The organism is Pseudomonas sp. Mb7, from assembly GCF_054790525.1.
Window position 1 is genome coordinate 399,351 of sequence record NZ_CP186501.1, and the last position, 14,118, is coordinate 413,468.

Consider the following 14,118-nt stretch of genomic DNA (forward strand, 5'->3'; position numbering starts at 1 on the left):
TCACATGCTAACAATCCGTCTTGCCCTTGGCGGCTCCAAAAAGCGCCCGTTTTACCACCTGACCGTAACCGACTCGCGTAACCCGCGTGACGGCTCCCACAAAGAACAGGTTGGTTTCTTCAACCCTGTTGCACGTGGTCAGGAAACCCGTCTGTCCGTGAACCAAGAGCGCGTAGCCTACTGGCTGAGCGTTGGTGCACAACCTTCTGAGCGCGTTGCTCAGTTGTTGAAGGAATCTGCCAAGGCTGCGGCCTGAGCAATATGAACGCGACGCCTGCTGTTGCCGATGATTTGATCGTTATTGGCAAAATTTATTCTGTTCATGGCGTTCGCGGCGAAGTGAAGGTTTATTCCTTTACTGATCCGACTGAAAACCTGTTGCAGTACAAAACCTGGACGCTCAAGCGCGAAGGCAATGTGAAACAGGTCGAGCTGGTCAGTGGACGCGGGAACGATAAGTTCCTGGTCGCAAAGCTCAAGGGTCTTGATGATCGTGAAGAAGCTCGTCTTCTGGCCGGTTATGAGATCTGCGTGCCGCGCAATCTGTTCGCTGAATTGACCGAAGGCGAGTACTACTGGTACCAGCTGGAAGGTCTGAAGGTCATCGACACCCTTGGGCAATTGCTCGGGAAAATCGATCATCTTCTGGAAACCGGCGCCAATGATGTAATGGTCGTCAAGCCTTGCGCTGGCAGCCTGGATGATCGCGAACGCCTGTTGCCCTATACGGAGCAATGTGTGTTGGCTGTCGACCTGGCCGCGGGCGAGATGAAGGTGGATTGGGACGCGGACTTCTAAACGTGGCTAATTTGCGCGTAGAAGTGATCAGTTTGTTTCCCGAGATGTTTTCCGCCATCGGCGACTACGGCATCACCAGTCGTGCGGTCAAACAGGGGCTCTTGCAGCTGACCTGTTGGAATCCGCGAGATTACACGACGGATCGGCATCACACTGTGGACGATCGCCCGTTTGGCGGTGGTCCGGGCATGGTGATGAAGATCAAGCCCCTGGAAGATGCTCTGGTTCAGGCCAAGGCAGCAGCCGGGGAGGCGGCGAAGGTGATTTACCTGTCCCCCCAAGGCCGTCAACTGACTCAGTCGGCGGTACGCGAGCTGGCACAATCGGATGCATTGATCCTGATTGCCGGCCGCTATGAAGGCATTGACGAGCGCTTTATTGAGGCTCATGTCGATGAAGAGTGGTCGATTGGCGACTATGTACTGTCTGGCGGCGAGCTGCCGGCCATGGTCCTGATCGATGCGGTTACACGACTGCTGCCTGGAGCTTTAGGGCATGCGGATTCCGCTGAGGAAGATTCCTTTACGGATGGTCTGCTGGATTGCCCGCACTACACCCGACCTGAGGTGTATGCGGATCAGCGTGTTCCCGACGTGTTGCTGAGTGGCAATCACGCGCATATCCGGCGTTGGCGTTTACAGCAGTCCCTTGGTAGGACCTTTGAACGACGCGCCGATCTTCTGGAAAGCCGCTCGCTTTCTGGAGAAGAGAAGAAGCTGCTCGAGGAATACATCCGCGAGCGGGACGATAGTTAACAACGTATCGATGGTAGATCGAACGATTTACCTTAGGAGCACAGCATGACCAACAAAATCATCCTTGCACTCGAAGCAGAGCAGATGACCAAAGAAATCCCTACCTTCGCCCCAGGCGACACTATTGTCGTTCAGGTGAAAGTGAAGGAAGGCGATCGTTCCCGTCTGCAAGCGTTCGAAGGCGTTGTAATCGCCAAGCGTAACCGCGGCGTGAACAGTGCGTTCACCGTTCGTAAAATCTCCAACGGTGTTGGCGTAGAACGTACTTTCCAGACCTACTCCCCGCAGATCGACAGCATGGCTGTTAAACGTCGCGGTGACGTACGTAAAGCCAAGCTGTACTACCTGCGCGACCTGTCGGGTAAAGCAGCTCGCATCAAGGAAAAACTGGCTTAAGTCCAGCTTCCGATGCAGAAAAAAGCAGCCTACGGGCTGCTTTTTTGTTGCCTGCAATTTATTCACCGTACCTTCGTTTCAGGCCAGAACCATGACTCCCCGCGACCAGGAAATCCAGCGCCGTACCGAACTCTCGGTAACTCGCGTAACCAAAGCCGTCTTCCCGCCGACCACCAACCACCACAACACCTTGTTCGGCGGCACAGCGCTGGCATGGATGGATGAAGTGTCCTTCATCACCGCCACGCGTTTCTGCCGCTTGCCGCTGGTGACCGTGTCGACTGACCGTATCGACTTCAACCACGCGATCCCAGCGGGCTCGATCGTTGAGTTGGTGGGGAAGGTGATCAAGGTCGGCAACACCAGCCTCAAGGTCGAGGTGGAAGTGTTCGTCGAAAGCATGAGCTGCGATGGCCGCGAGAAGGCGATTCATGGGCAGTTCAGCTTTGTTGCTATTGATGATGACAAGCGGCCAGTGCCGGTGCTGCCGGGTTTTGCGGCTTGATCTGATACCGAGTCGCGCCATTCGCGAGCAGGCTCGCTCCCACAGTGATCGGGGGTGAACACAACATTTGTGTCCGGCACAGAACCTGTGGGAGCGAGCCTGCTCGCGAAGGCGTCAGCTCAGGCGCCGCTGGCCTCAGGCTGAATCAACGCCAGCAGCGTCCACCCGGATCCTGGTTTCACAGCAGTCTCCGGCGTCACCACATGCACCCACCCGCTGTCATCGCGCATGAACAGCAAGGTCGCACGATTACCATGCAGCGCCCGGTAATCCTCCCAGCCAAAACCATCCGTCAGCGTCGTGCTGTATAACTCCGCACCCTGGCCCATCTGGCTGGCGAGTTTCGCGTAAGTAAACGCCTCGCTGCCCAACTGATTGCCACGATGTTCAAGGCTGGCGCGGTGCTTGTCACTGCGGCGGCTTTCATGGCCGCTGGCCAGACCGAACAGGCGCTGATGGCCGAAATCATGCCGAAAGCGCATCGCCGCCAAGGTATTGAGTTCACCCGACGGCGACAGCGCGAGCAAATGCCCAAGTCCGACCAGATCCAGATGCGCATCGGCATGTTGCGAAGCCGGGTTGCCGAAGTAGGTCGGCAAACCCTCCATGCGTGCCGCACGAATGTTTTCCCAGCTCGAGTCGGTCAGCAGCACGCGACTGCCGAGTTGCTGCAGCGACTTGCCCAGCTCCCGCGCCGGGCCGTTGGCACCGACGATCAGGAAGCCACTCGGCGCTGGCTCCGCAACTTTGAGCAGTCGTGCCAGTGGCCGCGCAGTCGCACTTTGCAGGACCACAGTGCCGATGATCACCGCAAACGTCAGCGGCACCAGCAGCAATGCTCCCTCGTGCCCGGCCTCGTGCAGGCGAATCGCGAAAATCGCCGACACCGCCGCTGCAACGATCCCGCGCGGCGCAATCCAGCACAGCAACGCGCGCTCACGCCAGCTCAGGCTGGAACCGGCCGTGCTGAGCAGCACGTTCAGCGGTCGAGCGATCAGTTGAATCACCAACAGTAGAATCAGCACCAGCGGCCCCAAACCGATCAAGGCGTACAAGTCCAGTCGCGCCGCCAGCAAGATGAACAACCCGGAAATCAGCAGCACGCTGAGGTTTTCCTTGAAGTGCAGGATGTGCCGTACATCCACACCTTTCATGTTCGCCAGCCACATGCCCATCAGCGTTACCGCCAGCAGGCCGGATTCATGCATCACTTCGTTGGCGGCAATGAAAATCCCCAGCACCGCTGCCAGCGAGGCGAGGTTATGCAGATACTCCGGCAGCCATTGCCGGCGGATCACGGTGCCAAGCAGCCAGCCACCGACAATGCCGAACACCGCGCCGCAGAGAATCACCCCGCCAAAGGTGAACAGACTCTGCTTGAGGCCGTGCCCTTCGGCGCTGGCAATGATGAAGCTGTAAACCACCACGGCGAGGAGGGCGCCGATCGGGTCGATGACAATGCCCTCCCAGCGCAGAATGTTGGCGATCGAGGCTTTCGGCCGCACCACGCGCAGCATCGGCACGATGACGGTCGGGCCGGTGACCAGTGTCAGGCTGCCGAACAGGATGGCCAGCATCCAGTCGAAGCCGAGCAGAAAATGCGTGGCGACCGCGATGACGATCCAGGTCGAGATCGCGCCAATGGTCACCAGACGATGAACGACGCTGCCGATCTCCTTCCACTCCGACAGGTGCAGGGTCAAGCTGCCCTCAAACAGAATCAGCGCGACGGCCAGCGACACCAGCGGCATCAGCAGCGGCCCGAACATCTCCTGTGGATCGAGCCAGCCCAGCACCGGGCCGACCAGAATCCCCGTCAACAACAGAAACAGAATCGCCGGCAGCTTCAGGCGCCAGGCCAGCCATTGGCAACCCAGCGCGGCCGCGCCGATCCCGCCAAATGCCAAGAGAATTTGCTGCTCGTTCATTGATGCTCCCTGTTCCTTGAATTAGCGGGCTATGAAAGACTAGCGCCCATTCCTACAGTTCACTCTACATTTGCGCACAGTCTTGAGGCTGTGTGACTTGAGCGCCCATGCCTGCCATCGACCATCCACTGATTGATCAATTCCTCGACGCTTTATGGCTGGAGAAAGGCCTGTCCGATAACACCCGTGGCGCTTATCGCAGTGATCTGGCGCTGTTCAATGGCTGGTTGCAGGAGAAAAACCTGGAACTGATCAATGCCGGTCGTGAGCTGATCCTTGATCACTTGGCCTGGCGTCTGGAGCAGAACTACAAACCGCGCTCCACTGCCAGATTTCTTTCCGGGGTGCGTGGCTTTTATCGCTATTTGCTGCGGGAAAAGATGATCAGCGTCGACCCGACATTGCGCGTCGACATGCCGCAACTCGGTAGGCCTCTGCCCAAGTCGCTCTCAGAAGCCGATGTGGAAGCGCTGTTGAAGGCCCCGGATTTGAGCGAAGCGATCGGCCAGCGTGACCGCGCCATGCTTGAGGTGTTGTACGCCTGCGGTTTACGCGTGACAGAACTGGTCAGCCTGACGCTGGAACAGGTCAACCTGCGTCAAGGTGTGTTGCGGGTGATGGGCAAGGGCAGCAAGGAACGGCTGGTGCCCATGGGCGAAGAGGCGATCGTCTGGGTCGAGCGCTACATGCGTGACGGTCGCGGCGAATTGCTCGGTGGCCGGCCCAGCGATGTGCTGTTCCCCAGTCAGCGCGGCGAGCAGATGACCCGCCAGACCTTTTGGCACCGGATCAAGCATCAGGCCAAGGTCGCCGGGATCGGCAAGTCGCTGTCGCCGCACACCTTGCGCCATGCGTTTGCCACGCACTTGCTCAACCATGGCGCGGATTTGCGCGTGGTGCAGATGTTGCTCGGCCACAGCGACCTTTCCACGACGCAGATCTACACCCACGTCGCCCGCGCGCGCCTGCAGGATCTGCACGCCAAACACCACCCGCGCGGCTGACTACATACCTCCCCCTGTAGGAGCTGCCGAAGGCTGCGATCTTTTGATCTTAAAAACAGAATCAAAAGATCGCAGCCTTCGGCAGCTCCTACATAAGGCGGGGGTGATGAGTGGCGACAGGCGCATTCGGCCACCGTGACCTTATGTGTTAGGCTTTGCCGGTTTGCACGATGGACGGTTATGACCCGGTGTTCCGGCACGGGCGTTCTGATCGTTCCATTTGTCCGCCTTCAGGAGTTCTCATGCGTCTGACCCAGATTTTCGCCGCCGCAGCTATTGCGTTGGTCAGCACCTTTGCCGTCGCCGATGACGCGGCCGACAAAGCCATTCGTCAAAGCCTGGAAAAACTCGAACTCGAGGTTCCGGTAGAAAGCATCAGCGCCAGCCCGTTGCCGGGTATGTACGAAGTCAAGCTCAAGGGCAGCCGCGTGCTCTACGCCAGCGCCGATGGCCAGTACATCGTTCAGGGTTACCTGTTCCAGCTCAAGGACGGCAAACCGGTCAACCTGACCGAGAAGACCGAACGCCTGGGCATCTCCAAACTGATCAATGCCATACCGGTGGCCGAAACCGTGGTCTACCCAGCTGTGGGCGAAACCAAATCGCACATCACCGTGTTCACCGACACCACCTGCCCGTACTGCCACAAGCTGCACGCGGAAGTGCCGGAGCTGAACAAGCGCGGCATCGAAGTGCGTTACGTTGCGTTCCCGCGCCAGGGTCTGAACTCGCCGGGTGACGAGCAACTGCAAGCCGTGTGGTGCTCGAAAGACAAGAAAGCCGCCATGGACAAAATGGTCGATGGCAAGGAAATCAAGGCCGCCAAGTGCGAAAACCCGGTTTCCAAACAGTTTGCCCTCGGTCAGTCGATCGGCGTGAACGGTACACCGGCCATCGTTTTGGCTGACGGACAAGTGATTCCGGGCTACCAGCCTGCGCCACAAGTCGCCAAACTGGCGCTGGGCGCGAAGTAAATTCGCATCGTCACGGTCAGCCGTGACGATCATGGTCCGGCAGCAGCATCGCCGGGCCATTAATAGAGAGCCGCGAGCACGCGGTTGTTTTCCGGCCGACCCCGTGTCGGCCGTTTTATGGGGAGTTCACAGTGAATCCGGTCAAAGTAGGCATCTGTGGGTTAGGGACCGTCGGTGGCGGTACCTTCAACGTACTTCAGCGCAACGCCGAGGAAATTGCTCGTCGTGCCGGGCGTGGAATCGAAGTGGCACAAATTGCCATGCGCACGCCAAAGCCTCAGTTCCAGACGACCGGTATTGCGATTACCAACGATGTCTTCGAAGTGGCCACGAACCCTGAGATCGACATCGTCATAGAGCTGATGGGCGGCTACACCGTTGCCCGCGAGCTGGTACTCAAGGCCATCGAGAATGGCAAGCATGTGGTCACCGCGAACAAGGCTCTGATTGCCGTTCACGGTAATGAAATTTTCGCCAAGGCTCGCGAGAAAGGCGTGATCGTGGCGTTTGAAGCGGCCGTGGCCGGTGGCATTCCGGTGATCAAGGCGATCCGTGAAGGCCTGTCCGCCAACCGCATCAATTGGGTGGCCGGGATCATCAACGGCACCGGTAACTTCATCCTCACCGAAATGCGCGAGAAGGGCCGTACCTTCGAAGACGTGCTGGCCGAAGCCCAGGCACTGGGTTACGCCGAAGTCGATCCGACCTTCGACGTTGAAGGCATCGACGCCGCGCACAAACTGACGATTCTGGCCTCCATCGCGTTCGGCATTCCGCTGCAATTCGACAAGGCTTACACCGAAGGCATCACCAAACTGACCACCGCCGACGTCAACTACGCCGAAGCGCTGGGCTACCGCATCAAGCACCTCGGTGTCGCTCGCAGCACCGCTGCCGGCATCGAGTTGCGCGTGCACCCGACGCTGATCCCGGCCGATCGCCTGATCGCCAACGTCAACGGCGTGATGAACGCAGTAATGGTCAACGGTGATGCGGCTGGTTCGACGCTGTTCTACGGCGCTGGCGCCGGCATGGAGCCAACCGCCTCTTCGGTAATTGCCGACCTGGTTGACGTGGTTCGCGCCATGACTTCCGACCCGGAAAACCGCGTACCGCACCTGGCCTTCCAGCCGGATTCGCTGTCGGCCCATCCGATCCTGCCGATCGAAGCCTGCGAAAGCGCCTACTACCTGCGCATCCAGGCCAAGGACCATCCGGGTGTACTGGCTCAGGTGGCGAGCATCCTCTCGGAGCGCGGCATCAACATCGAGTCGATCATGCAGAAGGAAGTTGAAGAGCACGACGGTCTGGTGCCGATGATCCTGCTGACCCACCGCGTGGTCGAGCAACGTATCAACGATGCGATCGCCGCCCTCGAAGCCCTGGCCGGTGTGAATGGTCCGGTTGTACGGATCCGCGTCGAGCACCTGAACTAAGTCGTTGTCCTGCACCCGTCCCGTGCACGGGGCGGGTGTCGTGAACACCCTCCATTGGAGTCAGTCATGCGTTACATCAGTACCCGCGGCCAGGCACCGGCCCTGAATTTCGAAGACGTCCTGCTGGCCGGTCTCGCCACCGACGGCGGTCTGTACGTTCCGGAAAACCTGCCACGTTTCACTCAGGAAGAAATCGCTTCGTGGACCGGCCTGCCGTATCACGAGCTGGCCTTCCGGGTGATGCGTCCGTTCGTTACCGGCAGCATTCCGGATGCCGATTTCAAAAAAATCCTTGAAGAAACCTACGGTGTGTTCTCGCACAGCGCCGTGGCGCCGCTGCGTCAGTTGAACGGCAACGAATGGGTGCTGGAGTTGTTCCACGGCCCGACTTTGGCGTTCAAGGACTTCGCTCTGCAACTGCTCGGTCGTCTGCTCGACTACGTGCTGGAAAAACGCGGTGAGCGCGTGGTCATCGTCGGCGCCACCTCGGGTGACACCGGCTCGGCGGCCATCGAAGGCTGCAAGCACTGCGAAAACGTCGACATCTTCATTCTGCACCCGCATAACCGTGTGTCCGAAGTGCAGCGTCGCCAGATGACCACGATTTTCGGCGAGAACATCCACAACATCGCCATCGAAGGCAACTTCGATGACTGCCAGGAAATGGTCAAGGCGAGCTTCGCCGACCAGAGCTTCCTCAAAGGCACGCGTCTGGTGGCGGTGAACTCGATCAACTGGGCGCGGATCATGGCCCAGATCGTCTACTACTTCCACGCGGCCCTGCAGTTGGGCGGTCCGGCGCGTTCGGTGTCGTTCTCGGTGCCAACCGGCAACTTTGGCGACATCTTCGCCGGTTACCTGGCGCGCAACATGGGCCTGCCGATCAACCAGTTGATCGTCGCCACCAACCGCAACGACATCCTGCACCGCTTCATGAGCGGCAATCAGTACGTCAAGGAAACCCTGCACGCCACGCTGTCGCCGTCGATGGACATCATGGTCTCGTCGAACTTCGAACGCCTGCTGTTCGACCTGCACGGTCGCAACGGCGCGGCCATCGCCGGTCTGATGGCCACGTTCAAGCAGGGTGGTGGTTTCAGCGTCGAGCAGGAGCGCTGGACCGAAGCCCGCAAACTGTTCGACTCGCTGGCCGTGGACGACGCGCAAACCTGCGAAACCATCGCCGAAGTTTACGAGCAGACCGGTGAAGTGCTGGATCCGCATACCGCGATCGGCGTCAAGGCCGCGCGCGAATGCCGTCGTAGCCTCGATATCCCGATGGTGATTCTCGGCACCGCACATCCGGTGAAATTCCCGGATGCGGTAGAGAAAGCCGGTGTAGGAAAAGCGCTCGAGCTACCTGCACATCTTTCTGATTTGTTTGAGCGAAACGAGCGTTGCACCGTTTTGCCAAACGAGCTGAAAGCCGTGCAAGCCTTTGTCAGTCAGCATGGCAACCGAGGCAAGCCGCTTTAAGCCGGTAAAAGCTGTCACATTTTGAAGCCCGTCTCCTGACGGGCTTTTTTGTTTCTGCTGCCACACTGTTCGGGTTTTCACCCACGAAGGACGGGTGAGTCGATCACGAAGGAAGTGGCAATGCTGTTTTATAGAGGTTTGAAACCGGCACTGAGTGGGCTGTTCTTGTTCGGATTACTGGCTTTGATGCGCAGCAGCGAGGCGGCGCAACTGGCGCTGCAAGACGATGCCGCGACTTCCAGGGTCCAGCCCATCGAACTGGCTGCGCACGAGCGTCAGTGGATTCAAGACAACCCGGAGGTGAAGGTGACGTCGTTGCAGTACCCGTTGTATCTGTTCCAGGATGAGCACGGGCAGTGGAGCGGCTTGAATAATGATGTACTCAAGCGCGTGACGGCGATGACCGGGTTGCGGTTTGTGCATCAGGAGTCGTTTTCCACCGATCACATGCTTGAACGTCTGGAAAGCGGATCGGCGGATATCAGTACGACCCTGGCCATGAGCGAGGAGCGCAAGGCGTTTCTGGATTACAGCCACGCATTTGGTGGTGCGGGCTGGGTGTTTGTCGGCCGCGCTGACGCGCCCCGGCTGGAGGCTTTTGAGCAGTTGAGTAAACGGGTGTTGGTGCTGCCGGCCCGGCATGCGCTGGAAGACATGATCCGGCGTGACTTCCCTTCGATCGAGATTCGCTCGGTCAAGACCTACGCCGAGGCGCGGGCACTGGTCGAGAGCGGTGAAGCTTACGCCACCATCGAGAACGAAATCGGCGCTCAGCTGTATCCTTTGGGGTTGCTCAAGGTGGGCGGTCTGGTCGAAGGCAAATGGGAAGCGGATAACCTGGCCGTGCGCAAGGGCATGCCAGTGCTCTTGAGTATTCTCAACAAGGCCCTTGAGGCTTTTCCTGCGGCGGAATTACGGGCGATCCGCCTGAAATGGCTGGAGGGTGTTGCTCCGGTGCCCGTGCCGTCGGTCTGGCAGCAGATGCTCGAATGGGGTTGCTGGGGCATGGGCGGACTCGGCGTGTTTGGCCTGCTTTTCCTGATATGGAATCGGCGACTGACGGCCGTGATCAAACTGCGTCGCGCGGCGGAAAAGGATCTGGGCGATCAACTGGCGTTTCAGCACGCGTTGATCGACTCCATGCCCGACCCGGTGTTTGTCCGTGACCTGCAAGGGCGGCTGATCATGTGCAATCGCAGCTATGAGGAGGCCTTGTCGATTCGATTGGATCAGGTGCTCGGGAAGTTGCTGATCGAGGTTGACGCGCTGCCGCAGGCTACGGCGCTGATGCTGCACGACGAGTTCCTGGTGCAGTTGCGTACCCGCAAGTCGCGCTTCAGCAAGCGCCGATTGCAATTCAAGAGTGGTCACCGCGAGGTCTATCAGTGGACAGTGCCGTTCTACAGCGCCGACGGCAAACTGCGTGGGCTTTTGGGGGGCTGGACGGACATCACCCAGCGTCGTACAGAGAGCGGGTGTCGATGTCTGCAATGAAGATGGGAAATGTCCTATAAGACACGACTACTTTTCCGATGGGAGGCTTAGGACGGCTGCCCTAGAGTGACAACAACTGCGGTGAGAGTCCGCGATTGTCGCCTCCAGAGGTCGCTTATGCGCTCGCTTAAAGTCCTGATACTTGAACCCAATCCGTTCCAGCTGATGGCATTGCATCAAATGCTCAATGCCATTGGCATCTATGACGTGCTGACGGCGCCGTCGCTGGGCTCTGCGCTGTCTTCGCTGGGCCATCGCGGCGCGGTCGACATCGCCATTTGCGATCCGCAACTCAAGGGTGGCGATGGCTTGGCGCTGATTCATCATCTGGCGACACGGCATGATGCGCGTGCGTTGATCCTGCTGGGGACGGTCGCACCAAGCCTGCTGAACGATCTAGAGCCTTTGCTGTGTGAACACCGCCTGCGGCTGCTGGGGCGCCTGCAAACCCCGGTGTCTGCGGTGCTGATGCGCGGTTTGCTCGACAGTTACCTGAGCGCCGCTTCGCCAACTCTCCAGGTTTGACGGGGACGGTTATTTTTCTGTCATCTTCGCCGTGCATGCTCTGACAGACCGGTGACTCCAGGAGCGGAGCGATCGGTATGCAGAACTTTCTTCTCGGGCCGGTGGTCATTTATTGTGAACACGCCCCAGGCACACAGTTTTCGGACTATTGAGTGGAGATCGAGATGGAAAGTATCAGTCTATTGCTCGGTGAGGCTCTGAGCCCGTATCAGGTTTCGTTGTCTCCAAACGGTTCCCATGGCGAATGCCTGGTGACCTTGAAGAACAGTCACGGCGCCATTGTGGTGGAACGCGAATTCAATCAGGCGCAACTGACCGACAAGCGCCAGTTGACCGATGTCGTTGACGGCTTGCACCGCGACGTTCTGATTGCGGAGGGAAGGCTGGAACCCTGTGTAATCGCGGCATTGCGCAACGCCGCGCTGGATAAACGTGCGGCGCTGTAAAGATGAAATATTTTTTGTGGGAACCTTCCTGCATCCCTGTCAGTCAGAGCCGGTAACAGCAGGATCAAGCATTGTGCTCCGGTGCTTGTCGCTTGCTGCTACGGGTCTTTATGTAGGCCACGTTTAACCCCGAGTCGTCTCCCCACTTCTCGGGGTTTCTTTTGTCTGCGATTTGCTCATGGCGCCGCTTGTTGCTCGAAGAACGATCGGGCCTGTTCGAGGTAGTCGCTTCGCATCGCGGGGTCCAGCCAGTCGGCGTACAACTGGTTCAGTTGATCGTGGGGAAGGGTGCGCAGCAGTTGGTTTATTTCGCTGATTGCCTGACGGCCCTGGTGTGTGTCGGAGCAGCCGATGTAGCCCGACAGGTATTTACCGGTGCCGCGGATCGGATAGAACAGCAACTCGTCTTCGGCGATTTGCGCCAGATGAGCCTGATAACGAATTTCTGGCCAATAGCCCAGCACCACCTGTAATCGTCCCAGGCGCTGCATCAGCAGCAGATTGTTCAGGGCCTCGTTGCCGTAATGAGGCGTCAGGGCGTCCTTGGGGGCCTGACGCAGCAAGTCATCGACTATTTCACCGTAACTGCGTTCCGCCACGACCCCGATTTTCTCTTGGCCATTGGCTAGAAGCGATGCCAGATCGATTTCACCTTTCACGAGAAACGGTGCCAACACTTCGCGATCTTTCTGACGCACCACCAGCCCATTACTGACGGCGCGGAAGGCCGGGATGGAGTACGCGATCCATTGCGCGCGCTCCTTGCTCCAGATCAGCGACGGGTCGCAGGTGAAGGAGGCTTCGTGAAGCATCTGGATGCCTCGGGCTCGATTGACTCGTATCAACTTGTGTTCGTATTGCGGCATGCCGGCAATCAGCATCGGCATGAGGTGATCAATGACACCCTGGCCTTTTTTCGGGCCTTCGAAAATGGTCAGTGGCGGCAGGTCGCGCAGTAACCAGATCAGCGTCGGTTTCGCCTGCGCGCCGTTCGACAACATGAGTAGAAACAACAAGCCGAACAGCCGCCACGTCCACCATTGATGGGCGTGGTTGGCGTGCGATGTCTGCCGGCGTTTCAGCTTAAATGGCTCCGTCTTCGCGCAGCTTGGCGATCTGTCTCTCGTCGTAGCCAAGATCGTGAAGTACCTGCGCATTGTGTTCACCCAATTGCGGTCCGACCCATTCCGAACTGCCGGGTGTCTCTGAGAGTTTCGGCACGATGCCCGGCATCTTGAAATCTTTGCCGCCGGGCAGCTTGGCCTGCAGGAACATCTCTCGGGCCAGGTACTGCGGATCGCTGAACATGTCCTCGGCGCTGAAGATCCGGCTGGCCGGTACATCGGCCTGATTGAGCAGGTCGAGCACGGTTTGCAGCGGCAACGAATTGACCCAGCGATCAATCACGCCGTACAACTCGTCGCGACGATTGTCGCGCCCGTCGTTGCTGGCCAGCGTAGGGTCATTGGCCAGGTCTTCACGGCCGATGATCAGCATGAAGCGTTTGAAGATCGCGTCACCATTGGCGCCGATCTGCACGTGTTTGCCATCGGCACTGGTGTGGATAGAGGAGGGCGTGATGCCGGGCATGATGTTGCCGGTGCGCTCGCGGATAAAACCGAACACGTCGAACTCCGGCACCATGCTTTCCATCATCGCGAAAATCGCTTCGTACAACGCGACATCGACAACCTGGCCTGTGCCACCATTGACTTCGCGATGACGCAGCGCCATTAGCGCGCCGATCACGCCCCATAGCGCGGCAATCGAATCGCCGATGGAAATTCCGGTGCGCACCGGTGGACGGTCCTCGAAACCGGTGATGTAGCGCAAGCCGCCCATGGACTCACCCACCGCACCGAAGCCGGGCTGATCCTTCATCGGCCCGGTCTGGCCAAAACCGGACAGGCGCACCATCACCAGTTTCGGGTTCAAGGCGTGCAGGGTTTCCCAACCCAGGCCCAGTTTTTCCAGGACACCGGGGCGGAAGTTCTCGATGAGGATGTCGGCTTCACTGAGCAGTTTTTTCAGGATCGCCAAGCCGTCAGGGTGTTTGAGGTTCAGCGTCAGCGACTTTTTATTGCGCGCCTGGACGAACCACCACAGCGACGTGCCTTCATACAGTTTTCGCCACTTGCGCAGTGGATCCCCGCCGTCGGGCGATTCGATCTTGATCACTTCGGCACCGAACTCGCCGCAAATGCGCGAGGCAAACGGCCCGGCAATCAATGTACCCAATTCAATGACTTTCACACCGCTGAGCGGTTTGTTGGCGAACGGCATACTGAATCCTGTAGGACAAGGCTAAGCAGATACAGCGTTTTAACATAGCCGGCTGTCAGACGCCGCAGCTTGATCGCCATCAATTCGATGATTGCCTA

Annotated in this window: 15 protein-coding genes; 12 read left to right on the forward strand and 3 right to left on the reverse strand. The window is 58.7% G+C overall.

Annotation, left to right across the window (positions count from 1 at the left end; genetic code table 11):
* Nucleotides 1-4: 4 nt before the first annotated feature.
* The 5 genes from rpsP to ACOYXH_RS01780 all read left to right on the forward strand — a co-directional run bounded on the left by rpsP (nucleotide 5) and on the right by ACOYXH_RS01780 (nucleotide 2,454).
* The gene (gene rpsP, locus ACOYXH_RS01760) at nucleotides 5-256 is read left to right on the forward strand and encodes a 30S ribosomal protein S16 (protein WP_016986371.1); all 252 of its coding nucleotides are present in this window, start codon (nucleotides 5-7) and stop codon (nucleotides 254-256) included.
* A gap of 5 nt (nucleotides 257-261) precedes the next feature.
* Nucleotides 262-798 carry a ribosome maturation factor RimM gene (gene rimM / locus ACOYXH_RS01765; protein WP_093436819.1) on the forward strand — a complete coding sequence of 179 codons (537 nt, stop codon included), beginning with the start codon at nucleotides 262-264 and terminating at the stop codon, nucleotides 796-798.
* Nucleotides 799-800: 2 nt separating this feature from the next.
* On the forward strand, nucleotides 801-1,553 hold the full coding sequence (gene trmD / locus ACOYXH_RS01770; RefSeq protein ID WP_008081628.1) for a tRNA (guanosine(37)-N1)-methyltransferase TrmD: 753 nt from the start codon (nucleotides 801-803) through the stop codon (nucleotides 1,551-1,553).
* A 45-nt stretch (nucleotides 1,554-1,598) separates the two neighbouring features.
* The gene (gene rplS, locus ACOYXH_RS01775) at nucleotides 1,599-1,949 is read left to right on the forward strand and encodes a 50S ribosomal protein L19 (protein WP_003175895.1); all 351 of its coding nucleotides are present in this window, start codon (nucleotides 1,599-1,601) and stop codon (nucleotides 1,947-1,949) included.
* Nucleotides 1,950-2,040: 91 nt separating this feature from the next.
* A complete protein-coding gene (locus ACOYXH_RS01780) occupies nucleotides 2,041-2,454 on the forward strand; it encodes an acyl-CoA thioesterase (RefSeq protein ID WP_093436815.1) in 414 nt (137 codons plus the stop codon).
* 119 nt (nucleotides 2,455-2,573) lie between these two features.
* Here ACOYXH_RS01780 and ACOYXH_RS01785 read toward each other — a convergent pair whose 3' ends face one another.
* Nucleotides 2,574-4,382, reverse strand: a complete 1,809-nt coding sequence (locus ACOYXH_RS01785; RefSeq protein ID WP_095050344.1) for a cation:proton antiporter — start codon at nucleotides 4,380-4,382, stop codon at nucleotides 2,574-2,576.
* Between the two features lie 107 nt (nucleotides 4,383-4,489).
* Between ACOYXH_RS01785 and xerD the strand changes: the two genes are divergently transcribed.
* From xerD to ACOYXH_RS01820, 7 genes are all read left to right on the forward strand, one after another.
* Entirely contained in the window at nucleotides 4,490-5,386 is an 897-nt protein-coding gene (gene xerD, locus ACOYXH_RS01790) for a site-specific tyrosine recombinase XerD (protein ID WP_095126459.1), read from the forward strand.
* A 242-nt stretch (nucleotides 5,387-5,628) separates the two neighbouring features.
* On the forward strand, nucleotides 5,629-6,360 hold the full coding sequence (gene dsbC / locus ACOYXH_RS01795) for a bifunctional protein-disulfide isomerase/oxidoreductase DsbC (RefSeq protein ID WP_095050346.1): 732 nt from the start codon (nucleotides 5,629-5,631) through the stop codon (nucleotides 6,358-6,360).
* Nucleotides 6,361-6,491: 131 nt separating this feature from the next.
* A complete protein-coding gene (locus ACOYXH_RS01800) occupies nucleotides 6,492-7,796 on the forward strand; it encodes a homoserine dehydrogenase (RefSeq protein WP_095050347.1) in 1,305 nt (434 codons plus the stop codon).
* 66 nt (nucleotides 7,797-7,862) lie between these two features.
* A complete protein-coding gene (gene thrC, locus ACOYXH_RS01805; RefSeq protein ID WP_460410216.1) occupies nucleotides 7,863-9,272 on the forward strand; it encodes a threonine synthase in 1,410 nt (469 codons plus the stop codon).
* Nucleotides 9,273-9,392: 120 nt separating this feature from the next.
* A complete protein-coding gene (locus ACOYXH_RS01810) occupies nucleotides 9,393-10,766 on the forward strand; it encodes a transporter substrate-binding domain-containing protein (RefSeq protein ID WP_095050348.1) in 1,374 nt (457 codons plus the stop codon).
* 117 nt (nucleotides 10,767-10,883) lie between these two features.
* Complete coding sequence (locus ACOYXH_RS01815) at nucleotides 10,884-11,291, forward strand: response regulator (RefSeq protein WP_095050349.1); 408 nt, start codon at nucleotides 10,884-10,886, stop codon at nucleotides 11,289-11,291.
* A 164-nt stretch (nucleotides 11,292-11,455) separates the two neighbouring features.
* Nucleotides 11,456-11,737 (forward strand): DUF3509 domain-containing protein, encoded by a 282-nt coding sequence (locus ACOYXH_RS01820; protein WP_093436783.1) that lies wholly within the window; start codon nucleotides 11,456-11,458, stop codon nucleotides 11,735-11,737.
* A 176-nt stretch (nucleotides 11,738-11,913) separates the two neighbouring features.
* Here the strand turns inward: ACOYXH_RS01820 and ACOYXH_RS01825 are convergent, their stop codons facing one another.
* Both ACOYXH_RS01825 and ACOYXH_RS01830 read right to left on the reverse strand, forming a co-directional pair.
* The gene (locus tag ACOYXH_RS01825; RefSeq protein ID WP_460410853.1) at nucleotides 11,914-12,894 is read right to left on the reverse strand and encodes a TIGR02285 family protein; all 981 of its coding nucleotides are present in this window, start codon (nucleotides 12,892-12,894) and stop codon (nucleotides 11,914-11,916) included.
* Complete coding sequence (locus ACOYXH_RS01830) at nucleotides 12,821-14,020, reverse strand: CaiB/BaiF CoA transferase family protein (protein ID WP_095050351.1); 1,200 nt, start codon at nucleotides 14,018-14,020, stop codon at nucleotides 12,821-12,823. Before ACOYXH_RS01830 ends, ACOYXH_RS01825 begins: the two co-directional genes overlap by 74 nt.
* Nucleotides 14,021-14,118: the final 98 nt, after the last annotated feature.

What these genes read in the sequence shown, in the direction of transcription:
- rpsP (WP_016986371.1), top strand. Translation starts at nt 5, where the DNA reads ATGCTAACAATCCGTCTTGCCCTTGGCGGCTCCAAAAAGCGCCCGTTT.
- rimM (WP_093436819.1), top strand. Translation starts at nt 262, where the DNA reads ATGAACGCGACGCCTGCTGTTGCCGATGATTTGATCGTTATTGGCAAA.
- rplS (WP_003175895.1), top strand. Translation starts at nt 1,599, where the DNA reads ATGACCAACAAAATCATCCTTGCACTCGAAGCAGAGCAGATGACCAAA.
- ACOYXH_RS01780 (WP_093436815.1), top strand. Translation starts at nt 2,041, where the DNA reads ATGACTCCCCGCGACCAGGAAATCCAGCGCCGTACCGAACTCTCGGTA.
- ACOYXH_RS01785 (WP_095050344.1), bottom strand. Translation starts at nt 4,382, where the DNA reads ATGAACGAGCAGCAAATTCTCTTGGCATTTGGCGGGATCGGCGCGGCC.
- xerD (WP_095126459.1), top strand. Translation starts at nt 4,490, where the DNA reads ATGCCTGCCATCGACCATCCACTGATTGATCAATTCCTCGACGCTTTA.
- dsbC (WP_095050346.1), top strand. Translation starts at nt 5,629, where the DNA reads ATGCGTCTGACCCAGATTTTCGCCGCCGCAGCTATTGCGTTGGTCAGC.
- thrC (WP_460410216.1), top strand. Translation starts at nt 7,863, where the DNA reads ATGCGTTACATCAGTACCCGCGGCCAGGCACCGGCCCTGAATTTCGAA.
- ACOYXH_RS01810 (WP_095050348.1), top strand. Translation starts at nt 9,393, where the DNA reads ATGCTGTTTTATAGAGGTTTGAAACCGGCACTGAGTGGGCTGTTCTTG.
- ACOYXH_RS01815 (WP_095050349.1), top strand. Translation starts at nt 10,884, where the DNA reads ATGCGCTCGCTTAAAGTCCTGATACTTGAACCCAATCCGTTCCAGCTG.
- ACOYXH_RS01820 (WP_093436783.1), top strand. Translation starts at nt 11,456, where the DNA reads ATGGAAAGTATCAGTCTATTGCTCGGTGAGGCTCTGAGCCCGTATCAG.
- ACOYXH_RS01825 (WP_460410853.1), bottom strand. Translation starts at nt 12,894, where the DNA reads ATGCGCAGGTACTTCACGATCTTGGCTACGACGAGAGACAGATCGCCA.
- ACOYXH_RS01830 (WP_095050351.1), bottom strand. Translation starts at nt 14,020, where the DNA reads ATGCCGTTCGCCAACAAACCGCTCAGCGGTGTGAAAGTCATTGAATTG.